At 63.0% G+C, this 12,398-nt stretch carries 11 protein-coding genes, 1 tRNA gene and 2 pseudogenes; 11 read left to right on the forward strand and 3 right to left on the reverse strand.

From position 1 onward, the window contains the following. The first annotated feature begins 24 nt into the window (after positions 1–24). A complete protein-coding gene (locus ACZZ0O_RS19040; protein ID WP_463591560.1) occupies positions 25–480 on the forward strand; it encodes a hypothetical protein in 456 nt (151 codons plus the stop codon). Beyond that, entirely contained in the window at positions 477–725 is a 249-nt protein-coding gene (locus ACZZ0O_RS19045; protein WP_463591561.1) for a hypothetical protein, read from the forward strand. Before ACZZ0O_RS19040 ends, ACZZ0O_RS19045 begins: the two co-directional genes overlap by 4 nt. 2 nt (positions 726–727) lie before the next feature. Here the strand turns inward: ACZZ0O_RS19045 and ACZZ0O_RS19050 are convergent, their stop codons facing one another. Next, the gene (locus ACZZ0O_RS19050; RefSeq protein WP_463591562.1) at positions 728–1,075 is read right to left on the reverse strand and encodes a hypothetical protein; all 348 of its coding nucleotides are present in this window, start codon (positions 1,073–1,075) and stop codon (positions 728–730) included. Positions 1,076–1,548: 473 nt separating this feature from the next. Between ACZZ0O_RS19050 and ACZZ0O_RS19055 the strand changes: the two genes are divergently transcribed. Continuing rightward, entirely contained in the window at positions 1,549–1,743 is a 195-nt protein-coding gene (locus ACZZ0O_RS19055) for a hypothetical protein (RefSeq protein ID WP_463591563.1), read from the forward strand. Between the two features lie 35 nt (positions 1,744–1,778). Here the strand turns inward: ACZZ0O_RS19055 and ACZZ0O_RS19060 are convergent, their stop codons facing one another. Next, positions 1,779–2,387, reverse strand: coding sequence for a hypothetical protein (locus tag ACZZ0O_RS19060; RefSeq protein WP_463591564.1), 609 nt, complete (start codon positions 2,385–2,387; stop codon positions 1,779–1,781). A gap of 189 nt (positions 2,388–2,576) precedes the next feature. Here ACZZ0O_RS19060 and ACZZ0O_RS19065 point away from each other — a divergent pair. The 4 genes and pseudogenes from ACZZ0O_RS19065 (at position 2,577) to ACZZ0O_RS19080 (ending at position 7,226) form a co-directional block, all read left to right on the forward strand. After that, positions 2,577–4,688: pseudogene (locus tag ACZZ0O_RS19065) on the forward strand (DNA cytosine methyltransferase). A gap of 84 nt (positions 4,689–4,772) precedes the next feature. Next, a complete protein-coding gene (locus ACZZ0O_RS19070) occupies positions 4,773–5,939 on the forward strand; it encodes a hypothetical protein (RefSeq protein WP_463591565.1) in 1,167 nt (388 codons plus the stop codon). A 19-nt stretch (positions 5,940–5,958) separates the two neighbouring features. Continuing rightward, a pseudogene (locus tag ACZZ0O_RS19075) lies at positions 5,959–6,090 on the forward strand (helix-turn-helix domain-containing protein); the annotation flags it as partial. 20 nt (positions 6,091–6,110) lie between these two features. After that, the gene (locus ACZZ0O_RS19080; RefSeq protein WP_463591566.1) at positions 6,111–7,226 is read left to right on the forward strand and encodes a tyrosine-type recombinase/integrase; all 1,116 of its coding nucleotides are present in this window, start codon (positions 6,111–6,113) and stop codon (positions 7,224–7,226) included. A 25-nt stretch (positions 7,227–7,251) separates the two neighbouring features. Here ACZZ0O_RS19080 and ACZZ0O_RS19085 read toward each other — a convergent pair. Continuing rightward, positions 7,252–7,327, reverse strand: a tRNA-Phe gene (locus ACZZ0O_RS19085). Between the two features lie 179 nt (positions 7,328–7,506). On the opposite strand from ACZZ0O_RS19085, the gene ACZZ0O_RS19090 reads away from it, so the two are divergent. The 4 genes from ACZZ0O_RS19090 to ACZZ0O_RS19105 all read left to right on the forward strand — a co-directional run bounded on the left by ACZZ0O_RS19090 (position 7,507) and on the right by ACZZ0O_RS19105 (position 11,927). Further along, a complete protein-coding gene (locus ACZZ0O_RS19090; RefSeq protein WP_463591567.1) occupies positions 7,507–8,043 on the forward strand; it encodes a lipocalin family protein in 537 nt (178 codons plus the stop codon). Between the two features lie 124 nt (positions 8,044–8,167). After that, positions 8,168–8,641, forward strand: coding sequence for an LEA/WHy family protein (locus ACZZ0O_RS19095; protein ID WP_323523478.1), 474 nt, complete (start codon positions 8,168–8,170; stop codon positions 8,639–8,641). A gap of 37 nt (positions 8,642–8,678) precedes the next feature. Further along, positions 8,679–10,472, forward strand: coding sequence for an acyl-CoA dehydrogenase C-terminal domain-containing protein (locus tag ACZZ0O_RS19100; protein ID WP_463591568.1), 1,794 nt, complete (start codon positions 8,679–8,681; stop codon positions 10,470–10,472). Positions 10,473–11,270: 798 nt separating this feature from the next. Further along, positions 11,271–11,927, forward strand: coding sequence for an HNH endonuclease (locus ACZZ0O_RS19105; protein ID WP_115513283.1), 657 nt, complete (start codon positions 11,271–11,273; stop codon positions 11,925–11,927). The last annotated feature ends 471 nt before the right edge of the window (positions 11,928–12,398 follow it).

Consider the following 12,398-nt stretch of genomic DNA (forward strand, 5'->3'; position numbering starts at 1 on the left):
ATTGGGCATGCCGAGTATGCGCGCATGATCCACGTCGGCGACTGCCTCAGCATCCTGCCCACGCTGGCTGACGCCTCGGTGCACACCTGCATCACCGGCCTACCTTGCTATGGCGTGGCCGATGAAATCGGGTACCGAGAAGCGCTATGCCTCGCCCTGAAGAGTCCAACTCACTTGACCAGTCGGCTTGTAGAGGGCTCGTATCCATTTGCCTCCGCAATCCGAGCAAGCGAACGAGGTTATTTCTCGTCCAATTGGCGCACGCGGTGTTCCTTGGTCATCCATGCGCTCGTAGGAATGGTCGCGATCCGGTTGCAACCTTATCTGCTCGCAGAGATTGCACAACATGATCTTTCCCTTAGCATCAACACGGCTGCTTGCCGCACCCCGATTCTAGCAGCGGCCACGTCGACTGCTGAGACAGAAATTGATGTCGCGGTGCCGTCCAAAATCGCCTTGGCGTCTGGCGTCGCCGCATGAGCCTTCAGCACCTGGTCAGCTTCAGCGGGGGAAAGGACAGCACCGCCACTCACCTCAAGGCGATCGATTCAGGTCGGCCGTTCCGGTCGATTTTCGCCGTGCAGCACCACCTCGCCGGCATGGGCCCGGACATCACCGCTAAAGACGAGCTGGCCTCCGTCGCGAAGCAGTTGCGCTGCGCTCACAGGGAACTGCGTGATCGCGTGGACGAGATCGACCTGGCCGCAATCGAAGTTATCCCGTGAGCCTATTTTTTCTTTTTGGCATGCCCGCGCCAATCGCCGCCCAAGCGGGCGACCGAATTTCTAAGAAGAGAAAGATTCTCGGTCCTTCGATCGGTAAACGGTCGCCGCAACTCTTCCAATGCCAGCACGACAAAAGCATGCAGCACGCTGACTTTTTCCATCAGCTCCTCCGCGGAACTCAGATTTGCTCCTCGTCCTTCGGTTATCGATGGATCTTGCAGCTCCAAGAATGTTTCTACGTAAAGCCAGCTGTGCTTTTCCAGATCTTGAGCAAGGTAGACCGCATCGGCCAAAGGCTTAGCAGCAATTCCAAGCTCATGCAATCGGGTGCTGCTTATGTTCAATGCCATAGGCACTTGAAGAGGTTGCCTCGAATCAGTGCTCTCTCGGAGCGCCTCCACCACCGCGAAGTACCTTTTTTTTCGAGGCTTCTCGAAAAGCGAAACAGGTCCGATTGCCAAGTACGCATTGGCTGGATGAGCTCAAGTCTCAGCCACATGGCTCGCGCATCCTGATCTTGCTTTCTTCGCCTCGCCTCCACGATCGAGACGCCGATCGCGACGCATACAGCGAGGAGGGTCCCAACTGCGGACCACGCGTCCCAGTTAACAACGCAGTTCTTGCTCAACACCCAGCACTCGCTGGCGCCCTCCAGCATTCCCATCCGTTGATCTCCTTGAGTCAGGAAGCGATTCTGCCATGATCAATCTTCACCCGAACGACAAGCTTGCCGCACTGGATTGGGCGCTGAAGCTTGCACGCGCCGAGGCGCATTTCGACGAGCTGGTGCGGCTGACGCACGTGCCGGCCTTGCAGGAACTGCGTGACGAAGCGCAGCGGGAGGCTCGCGGTGGCAGACGGCTCGCACTCCTTCAACTTCCCCGCTCCGCAGCAATTCACTTATCCAGAACTGCGCACCCGCATCGCGCGCAAACAGCGCAAAGCACGCCGGCAACTGCGCGATCGCTTTGGCGAGATCGACTCGGCCCCGCTTTATTGCCTGGAGATCGCAGCATGAGGTGGATCCAGGTTGGTTGTCTGGGGTCCGCTCAGCTAGAGCCGGCGAGAACCGAATTTAGCCTTGTCGATCGCAGCCTCAGCCGCTTCGATAGCCTCATGAATATCGCTCGTGAGGTTGTCGGCCATTGGAGCCAAACGTGTGAGCCTCTCCCCCAGTCCGATCTTTGGCGCGAGAGGATCGCCTTCCAATGCTTTGAGCATCGCAACAAATTGCTCCCAAGCGCTGACGCGGTCCCTGAGCACGGAAATGGTGGTGAGAACATCGTCGAGCTCAGGATCCAGGTCGAACAGCGGAACATCCAACTCCAATCCAAGGAGAGCGTTGATTTGACTGACTTGTGGTTGAAATTTGCCGCTAGCGAGGGCCCCCCTGATGCTGGATATGGAGTCAAGCCGATGCGACAAGCGAACGAGATTTCGCCTGAAAGTCTTCATCTCAACATAGGCGCGATATCTCGCTCGCTTGACATCGCGGCGGTAGGGAAGCACGACAGCCAGAACGGTCGCAAATGCAGCGGCCCAGCCGCCAAGGCCACCGAACCAACCGGCCGCAGCCGCCCACGCTTCCCAATCTACTTGGCATCCCTTATCCAAGGCCGCGCAGCGATCAACGGCCCACGTCCACAACGACACATCGCTCATTCCGCACCCCTGCTCTTGGAGGCGATTCTGCCATGACAAATCTCAACACGAACGACAGGCTCGCAGCGTTGGACTGGGTTTTAAGCCGAGCGCGAGAAGCTGCGCCGCGCCGAGGCAATCGTCCCCTACACCACCAGGTTGATCACGAAGTGAGCGCATTCAACACAACTGCACGGGACGCACGCACACATGGCTGACGGCTCATTTGCTTTCAACTTCCCCGCCCCGCAGGTCTCGTGCCTGCGCCCTGGCGAGATCGTGGTCGATCTGTTCGCCGGCGGCGGCGGTGCAAGTGAGGCGCTGAAGCAGGCTCTGGGCGCCGATCCCGCGCTGGCCTACAACCACGACGAGTGGGCAATCGGGATGCATGCGGCAAACCACCCGCTGACGATCCACCACCGTGAGGACATCTGGCATGCAGATCCGCGCAAGGACGTCGCCGGCCGGCCAATCGGCTGGTTTCACTGCTCGCCGGACTGCACGCACTTCAGCCAGGCCAAGGGTGGCCAGCCGCGCAGCCACAAGACGCGGGCGCTCTCATGGGTCGCGCTGAAGTGGATCGGCCAGCTGCTAAGCGCCGACTTGCGAGACGGCACGAACACCGCGCCGCGCATCCTGTCGCTCGAAAACGTGTGGCAGATCCTGACCTGGGGTCCGCTGGTGGCCAAGCGCTGCAAGGCGACCGGCCGCGTACTAAAGATGGACGGCACCGTGGCAGCACGTGGCGAGCGTGTACCGGTGGCGAATCAGCAGTTGATGCCGGACAAGCGCCATAGCGGGCGCACCTGGCGGCAGTTCGTGGCCGCGCTGGAGTCGAAGGGCTATCGCGTTGAATGGCGCAAGCTGACCGCCAGCGACTACGGCGCCGGCACGAGCCGCGAGCGACTGTTCCTGCTGGCGCGGCGCGATGGCGAGCCGATCGTATGGCCCGCGCCGACGCACGGCATTGCGCCCGGCATGCAGCCGCGCGTGCGTGCAGCAGATTGCCTGGACTTCTCCATTCCCTGCCCTTCAATCTTCACCCGGAAGCGCCCGCTGGCCGATGCCACGCTGCGCCGCATCGCCAAGGGCGTCATGCGCCACGTGCTGCAGTCGGCCGATCCTTTCATCGTGCCGGCCACGCATCAGGGCTCGGACCGGGTCAATGACGTGCAGGCGCCGCCGCCTACGATCACGGCGGCCAACCGCGGCGAACTGATGCTGGTGGCGCCGGAGCTAGCGCCCTTCATTGCTGAGCATGCGAACAGCAGCCACACCATCGGCAGCATGCGTGCTGATGAGCCACTGCGCACGATCTGCGCCGGAGTAAAGGGAGGGCACTTCTCTGCAGTTGCACCCGTGCTGGCGAAGTTTCGCGGCGACAGCGACGGACGTCCGATCACCGAGCCGGTACCCACGATCACCGCCGGCGGCGGCGCCAAGCGTTCCGCAGGTGCCGCGCATGCGCTGGGCCTGATCGCGCCGACGCTGGTTCAGACCGGCTACGGTGAGCGCGAAGGCTAGGCGCCGCGCGCACTGGATCTGCAGAAGCCTCTCGGCACCATCGTTGCCGGCGGCGTGAAGCACGCAATCGCAGCACAGTGCCTGGTGCAGATGGGCCATGGTGAGGGAAGGAAGCCGGGCAAGCGCTTCAGCCACGGCATCAATGACATCCAGGGTCCGATCGGCACGATCGTTGCCAGCGGTGGCGGCCAAGGCCTGATGGCGGCCTTTCTCGAACAAGCCAATGGCGGCCTCTACGAAGGCGGCGGCCGCGATGCGCGCGAGCCGATGAGCACCATCACAGCGACCGGCAGCCAGCAACAGCTTGCAACCGCCCACCTGATCACCATGCGCAAGAACGCACATGGTCAGGACGCAGCCAAGCCGCTGGGCACGGTGTGCGCTGGCGCCGTGCACCACGGGATGATCGAGTGCACGCTCAGCCCCGAGCAGGAAGCAGGCGCGCTGCAGGTGGCCGCCTTCCTGGTGAAGTACTACGGCACCGGCATCGGCGTGGATCTACGCGAGCCGCTAGATACCGCGACCACGCGCGATCGCATGGCGTTGGTCACGGTCGTGATCCAGGGGACGCCCTACGTCATCGTCGATATCGGCCTGCGCATGCTCAAACCGCACGAGCTGTTCCGCGCGCAGGGCTTCCCCACCGGCTACCGGATCACGCACACCGCTGACGGCCGGGCGATCAGCACCGGCGCCGCAGTGCGCATGTGCGGCAACAGCGTCAGCCCGCCACCGTTGGTCGCGCTGGCACGGGCAAACCTCGACACGAAGCCGCTTCCTCTGCAGGTGGCCGCGTGAGCCAGTCAAAGCCCCAGTGGTTTATCGAGGCGAACGTCAGCACCGCAATCGGCTTCGTCATCTCGCGGGCGGTAACTGCCCAACTTGGCCGCCTACGGCTGTTCGGATGGCGCCGGCCAGACTTTAGAGACACCCGCCGCCTACACGGGCATCTTGAGCCTGCGCAACCACCTGGTCTGCCGCACCTTCAACCCTCAGTTTCTTGAGACCAAAGTACGTTTAATGCAGCCATTTTTCTCCCACGTGAAGCATGCTGGATCAGGGGTCAGAGGACTTTTTGTCAACGCTCATAACTTTTTTCAAACCCTGCTCCGCTATCTCAAACGCCCTCGCAGCAAGGTTGCAAACATTACGCATCCCTTCAATCGCTTTTTTTTCGAATTCAGCAGTGTCAGGGCTGTCAGGCACAAATTCCGCGAGGTGTCGAAACTGAGTTCCAAGTCCAATCCCCATGCTCAGATGTTTAGAGGTCACCGGTTCAAGAACAAACAATCGGGAAAAGTGCGCCTCAATCGTGGGCGTTCTTTCGCGTCGAAAAATGGTCAAGTACCTAGCTCTGAGTTCAGAAGACAAGTCTTCTGCAATGTCGGGGCTGCCCAGTTGATCTGCCATCGTTCTGTAACTGCGGGCGGCAGCGGCCACTTCATGGAAAAGGTAGTAGCTAAGCAGGCGCCCTTCTTCGGAGCGCAGAAACACATCACTGCGATGGGCGGCTTCCGAAGTGCGATTAGCGGCAACGCTCAATCGCCAAACCGATATGCCGACCAATATCGCCACAATGACCGCAGCCCAGTCGGCTGTATTTCCATGATCAAGCGAGAGAGGGCAAAACATTCTTTCGTCCTTTCTTTCATGAATTCCAATTTGGACTGTGCCACATCGGTTCTCGCAGCGGGAGGATCGGCAAGTAAGCGCCCCGCTGAAAATCCAGTGGTTTTCGGGGAGACCGCCTGCGGTGACGTTGCCAGGACTATTACTCCAGATCAAGCCGGCGAGCGAGGTGCAGTCGTGATGCGCAAGCTCAACGTGCCGATCGCCCTCGTTCCTCTCTACTGGCGGGAACGGGAGACCAGCTACTTCGGCTGGAACACAAGTCCCGGTAGCACGGCAGAGCTATTTGCTGACGGCTTGGTGCTGACATTGCCCGCGGCGGCGTTCGCATCCGCACAACCGGCGCTAATCCGTATCGAGGTGCGCAAGGGCTCCACCCCCAGCGGCATTCCTGCTTACGCGGAGAAGGCAGATGGTTGAAGTCGACGCGACCGAAGTTATGACGCTCCCGCAAGCGGCTGACTACCTGCAGCTCCACCCAGTCACGCTGCGCGGAATGATGAAAACCCGCAAGCATCCACCTGGCCGGAAGCTTGGCGGCCGGTGGCGGTTTCACAAAGCAGCACTCGATGCATATCTCTCTGGTGAACCATGGCAAGAAGCCCCTACTCCCTCGTTCCGCGCGGCAGCAAAAACATCCTCTACATCCGCTACTCCGACCCAAGCGGAAAGCGCGTATATCGAAGCACTGGGACTGCCGTCCGGGCGCTCGCGATCGAGTGGGCTTCAAAATTCCACGCAGAAACGTACCGCACGAGTCGCCTAGGCGATAAGCCAAAGCGCCGCTGGACAGAGGCAGTACCGCGATGGCTCACCGATAAGCAGAGCAAGCGCAGTCTGGCCAAGGACATGCACAACTTGATTTGGCTGGATCCTTACCTGCGTGACAAGACGCTTGAAGAAATCGATTCCGATCTACTTGCTGTGCTGCTAGCGGCACGCATGGCTGAGCCGCGCGTCAAACACGCGAATCGCAAGGATGAGCGGCCGACATCGCGCTCAACGGCAGAAAAGATGCTGGCGCTGGTCCGATCCATCCTGCGTACCGCGCACAGCTGGGGCTGGATCGACCGCGTGCCAGCGATTCGTCTGGAGGAAAACGGCAAGCCCAAGGAAGACTATCGGTGGCTGACACAGCGCGAAGCCGAGCGCCTGCACGATGAACTAGCCGCGCACCTTCGTCCGCTTTACCTGTTCTCGCTCGCCACCGGATGGCGCGAACAGAACGTGCTGCGCCTGGAGTGGAGCAGGATCGATCTGAAGCGGCAAGTTGCCTGGATTGCAGGAGCCCATGCAAAGGCGAAGCGTGCGATTGGCTCGCCGCTCAACCAGCAAGCGATGGCCGTGCTGCGTGATCAAAGAGGCAAGCACCCTCTATGGGTTTTCCCGAATGAAGGTGGCGAGCCTTACGAGCGCGGTAACAACAGCGGCCTCAAGGCAGCTCAACGGCGCGCACGGATTGCACCTCTTCGTTGGCACGATCTTCGCCACACCTGGGCGAGCTGGCACATCATGGCCGGCACGTCGCTGCGCTCATTGATGGAGCTCGGCGGCTGGCGCTCTTACCAGTCAGTGCTGCGATACGCCCATCTATCGCCGGAGCATCTTGCAGTGGACGCAGCGCGGCTACCCAAGCTTGCAACTGGTGCAAAAGTGGCTCAAATAAAAAACGGTGCTGGTGATTCAGAAGCAGCGAAGAAGGGCTAAAGCCTTGCGCTGTAACGCTTAGAAATGGTGGCCGAGGACGGAATCGAACCGCCGACACGGGGATTTTCAATCCCCTGCTCTACCAACTGAGCTACTCGGCCACTAACCCAACACTGCTGCCAGCGTTGCGAGGACGCGCATCATAGCGAGCAGCCGCAGTTTGGGCAAGCGTTGTAACGAACTTTGTTGCAGCGCTGCGTGGGGGCTACGTTTCTTGCGCCGGTTCACGCCGCGCGGCGGGGGCGATGGCCTAGCCTGCGCGCGTCAACCGGAGATCGTCATGCGCCTGCCCCGCCTGCTGTTGTCGTTGCTCGCCCTGCTGCCACTGACTGCGGTTGCGCAGCAACCGGTGCGTGCGGTGGCGCAGCTGGATATCTCGCGCTATGCCGGGCAATGGCATGAAATCGCGCACCTGCCGGTGTCGTTCCAGAAGAAGTGCCGCAGCGACATCACCGCCAGCTACACCTTGCGCGACGACGGCCTGATCGGCGTGCGCAATGGCTGCCGCACCGCCGATGGCAACCTGACCCAGGCCGACGGCGTAGCCAAGCCGGTCGACGGCCACGCCGGACAATTGCAGGTGCGCTTTGCGCCCGAATGGTTGAGCTGGTTGCCGCTGGTATGGGCAGACTATTGGGTGATCGCGCTCGACCCGGACTATCAATGGGCGGTGGTCGGCGAGCCGGATCGCAAATACCTGTGGATCCTGTCGCGCTCGCCACAGATGCCGCGCACGCAGTTCGAGCAGCTCAAGGTGCAGGCCACGCAGATGGGCTACGACCTGTCGCCACTGATCGTTGCCGCGCCATTGCTGTGAGCTGGCTTGCTATGAGCTGGCGCGCCGGCTGACCGGCAGCGCAGCGTCCACGCCGGCCGCAAGGCAGCGTCCGTACTGCGTAGTATTCTTGGCGCCGCCTTACACCCGCCAAGGACCCACTTACATGCGTGCCTATCGCCTTCTGATCGTGTCGCTGGCCTGCGGCCTGCTGCTAAGCGCCTGCGGTGGCGCGGTCCGCCGCGTGTCCGAGCCGGCGGCCAGCATCCAGCAGCTGACCGTGCGTGCCGACGGCTCCTGGTCGGTGGATCTGCGCCTGCAGAACTACAGCAGCATCCCGATGCAGTTCGAGCGTGTGGCGCTGGAAATTTCCGCCGGCGATCAGGTCGCCGGCAAGCTCGACCAGGCCGTGGGGATCTCGATCGGTCCGGAGACCGCCGACGTGGTGACCGTCACCCTGCAGCCCACCTCCCTGGGCCGCATCACCGTGGCCGATGTGCTCGCCGGCGGCCGCTCGCTGCCTTACTCGCTCAAGGGCACGGTGTGGGCCACCCCGCAGGACAAGAAACAACGCGAGTTCGCGGTCGAATCGCGCAACACGCTCAGCCCGGCCCCCGGCCTCAACGGCGTGCTGCGCTGACGCGCACGCCTCCCGCATCCGCTTCGAAGGATCCCGCATGAGCAGCTACAACGCCCCACTGACCGATTTCCGCTTCGCCCTGCACGACGTGCTTGGTGCCGAAGCCTTGTTCGCCCGGCTTGGCTATGCCGACGCCAGCGCCGACATCATCGACGCGGTGCTCGAAGAAGCCGGCCGCTTTACCACCCAGGTGCTGGCGCCGCTCAACAGCGTCGGCGATGAAATCGGCTGCGCGTTCGACAAGAGCACCCATGCGGTCACCACCCCGCCCGGCTTCCGCGCGGCCTACGACCAGTTCGTGGCAGGCGGCTGGAACGGCCTGACTGCCGAGCCGGAGTTCGGTGGCCAGGGCATGCCGCACACCCTGGGCGTGCCGCTGAGCGAGATGATCAACGCTGCCAATCTGGCCTGGGGCAACTTCCCGCTGCTCTCGCACGGCGCCACCGAGGCGCTGCGCCAGCATGGCGAAGCGTGGCAGCAGGAGGTGTTCCTCAAGCCGCTGATCGACGGCCGCTGGACCGGCACCATGTGCCTGACCGAGCCGCACTGCGGCACCGACCTTGGCCTGCTCAAGACCCGCGCCGAGCCCAATGCTGACGGCAGCTACGCCATCACCGGCACCAAGATCTTCATCACCGCCGGCGAGCACGACCTCACCGACAACATCGTGCATCTGGTGCTGGCCAAACTGCCCGACGCCCCGCCCGGCGCCAAGGGCATCTCGCTGTTCGTCACCCCCAAGTTCAAGGTGGACCGCGACGGCACCGTGGGCGAGCGTAATGCACTGCATTGCGGCTCGATCGAACACAAGATGGGCATCAAGGGGTCGGTGACCTGCGTGATGAACTTCGAAGGCGCGCAGGGCTATCTCGTCGGCCAGCCGCACAAGGGCCTGCAGGCCATGTTTACGATGATGAACACCGCGCGCCTGAGCGTGGGCCTGCAAGGCATCGGCCTGTCCGAGCGCGCCTATCAGAACGCCCTGCGCTACACCCGCGAGCGCCTGCAGTCACGCGCGCTCAGTGGCGCCAAATTCCCCGACAAGCCGGCCGACCCGATCATCGTGCACCCGGACGTGCGGCGCATGCTGCTGACCATCAAGTCGCTGACCGAAGGCAGCCGCCTGCTGGCGCTGCATGCGGCCAGCCTGGTCGATGTATCGCACCGCGGCGGCAGCGAACAGGAACGCGCCGATGCCGAGACCCTGGTGAGCTTCCTCACCCCGATCTCCAAGGCCTGCCAGACCGAATGGTCGATCGAAAATACGTACCACGCGCTGCAGTGCTTCGGCGGCCACGGCTATATCCGCGAATACGGCATGGAGCAGCTGGCCCGCGACGCGCGCATCACCACCATCTACGAAGGCACCACCGGCATCCAGGCGCTGGATCTGATCGGCCGCAAGACCGCCGCCAGCCAGGCCGCCGGGCTCAAGTTGTTCCTGGCCGATGTGGAAACCTTCGCCAATGCGCAGGAGGGCAATGCCGCACTGGCCGAGTTCATCAAGCCCTTGCGCGACAAGTGCAGCGAGTGGGCCATGCTGACCCGCGATGTGCTGGACCGCGCCGCACGTGATCCGGACGAACTGGGCGCCGCCAGCTACGACTATCTGTTCTATTCCGGCTACGTGGTGCTGGCGTATTGGTGGGCCCGCAGCGTTGCGGCGGCCGATGCGTCCGCAAACAGCGACGCTTTCAAGCGTGCCAAGCGCGAAACTGCGCGGTTCTACTTCGCCCGCATCCTGCCGCGCACATTGACCCATGCCGCCACCATTCGCAGCGGTGCCGCCCCGCTGATGACGCTGGAAGCAGAGTTGTTCGGCGAAGCCTGAGCCACGCCACATCGAGGGCTGCAGCCGTGGTAGGAGCGGCCCTGGCCGCGATGAGGCGGTACCGATCGACAAGACGTCGCGCCCAGGTGCGCTCCTACGAGTAAACATCACGGGATTCTGCCGCTGTCGCAGGAGCGGACCTGGCCGCGACGAGGCGATACCGACCGACAAGACGTCGCGCCCGGGTGCGCTCCTACGGGTAAACAGCGCAGGATTCTGCCGCTGTCGTAGGAGCGGACCTGGCCGCGACGAGGCGGTACCGATCGACAAGGCCTCGCGCCCGGGTGCGCTCCTACGAGTAAACATCGCGGGATTCTGCCGCTGTCGTAGGAGCGGACCTGGCCGCGATGAGGCGGTACCGATCGACAAGACGTCGCGCCCGGGCGCGCTCCTACGAGTAAACATCGCGGGATTCCGCTGCTGTCGTAGGAACGGACCTGGCCGCGATGAGGCGGTACCGATCGACAAGACGTCGCACCCGGGTGCGCTCCTACGGGTAAACAGCGCGGGATTCCGCTGCTGTCGTAGGAGCGGACCTGGCCGCGATGAGGCGGTACCGATCGACAAGGCCTCGCGCTCAGGCGCGCTCCTACGGGTAAACAGCGCGGGATTCCGCTGCTGTCGTAGGAGCAGACCTGGCCGCGACGAGGTAGTACCGATTGATTTCAGGTCGGCTCCGCCGCGAGAGAGCGTTGCAGACACGCCGGCACACCGTGAGTCATTCGTTGCAAGACACGCGCCAAGGCCGTTCGCTGCGATACACAAACTGTCAACGATCGGGTATAAGCTGTTTTCCCGATGGAGACAGACACGCACGTTCGTGATGTGATCGTCCCCGGAGGCATCCTTGCCCCGGTCGCGGGCAGCGCTGTCGCTGCGATCCAGCAACTTCCCACCTTGCGCCTGCTTTCCCTCGATGCGCACGGCCGCGTGCTGGACTGGATCAACTGGCAAGACGCGGCCTGCCTGTATGCCCGCGGTGCGGTGTCCTGGACGCTGGGCGAGCCCTGCATGCAGATCCACGGCGGTATTTCGCGGCTGACCGGCGAGCGCAGTACGCTGGAGCTGCACCCGATCATCGCTGCGCGCGGCCACGCCCGTTCGCGCGCGCTGGACCCCACCCCGACCTTGAGCAACACCGCGTTGTTCGCACGCGATTCGCAGCTGTGCATGTACTGCGGCCAGCACTTCAGCCGCCCGCATCTGACTCGCGATCACGTCATGCCGGTTTCCAAGGGCGGGCGCGACAGCTGGGAGAACGTGGTCACCGCCTGCTTCCAGTGCAACTCGCGCAAGGCCAACCGCACGCCACAGCAGGCGCACATGCCGCTGCTGGCAGTGCCGTATCGGCCGAGTTGGATCGAGCATCTGATCCTGTCCAACCGCAACATCCTGTCCGATCAGATGGCCTTCCTGCGCGCGCAATTGCCCAAGCGTTCGAAGCTGTCGCTTTAGGGCTGCTGGGTGCGAGCACCCGCGACGACGCGCTGAACGACGCCCGCAATGCCAGCCACTGCAGCTGATGGCTGCGTGATCGGGAAAGCGGCTTGCGTGCCGGTAACGACGGTAGTCCTCCAGCAACGACTCGCCTGACCCGGCTTGCTTTTCACTCCACGCTGCGTTGCCTTCGCGGATTACGGCACAGGGCTGGAGCCGCAGCTCCGACCGACAGCGCGCGCCCGCAACTGCCCACCCAAACAGCGCGCGACACACCAACAGCGGTACCCACAAAGGCCGCGATGCGCCGCCTGCTTAGTGATTGGTGCGAGGTGCGGTAAACACCACGACACCCCGCCTCCCGGGTGCGGCAGATTGCCGCAGGCGCCAGCAAGCACCGCACACACCAGTAGCGACGGCGCGCCGGACCATCACCGCCCGCTGACAGCTGAACCGGTTTGCTTGCCGGGCCTTCGCATGGGGAGGACA

It is taken from the genome of Xanthomonas sp. AC360 (genome assembly GCF_979258225.1).

Coding starts and splice junctions, on each gene's coding strand:
- ACZZ0O_RS19040 (WP_463591560.1), top strand. CDS start 25: ATGATCCACGTCGGCGACTGCCTCAGCATCCTGCCCACGCTGGCTGAC.
- ACZZ0O_RS19045 (WP_463591561.1), top strand. CDS start 477: ATGAGCCTTCAGCACCTGGTCAGCTTCAGCGGGGGAAAGGACAGCACC.
- ACZZ0O_RS19050 (WP_463591562.1), bottom strand. CDS start 1,075: ATGGCATTGAACATAAGCAGCACCCGATTGCATGAGCTTGGAATTGCT.
- ACZZ0O_RS19060 (WP_463591564.1), bottom strand. CDS start 2,387: ATGAGCGATGTGTCGTTGTGGACGTGGGCCGTTGATCGCTGCGCGGCC.
- ACZZ0O_RS19080 (WP_463591566.1), top strand. CDS start 6,111: ATGGCAAGAAGCCCCTACTCCCTCGTTCCGCGCGGCAGCAAAAACATC.
- ACZZ0O_RS19090 (WP_463591567.1), top strand. CDS start 7,507: ATGCGCCTGCCCCGCCTGCTGTTGTCGTTGCTCGCCCTGCTGCCACTG.
- ACZZ0O_RS19095 (WP_323523478.1), top strand. CDS start 8,168: ATGCGTGCCTATCGCCTTCTGATCGTGTCGCTGGCCTGCGGCCTGCTG.
- ACZZ0O_RS19100 (WP_463591568.1), top strand. CDS start 8,679: ATGAGCAGCTACAACGCCCCACTGACCGATTTCCGCTTCGCCCTGCAC.
- ACZZ0O_RS19105 (WP_115513283.1), top strand. CDS start 11,271: ATGGAGACAGACACGCACGTTCGTGATGTGATCGTCCCCGGAGGCATC.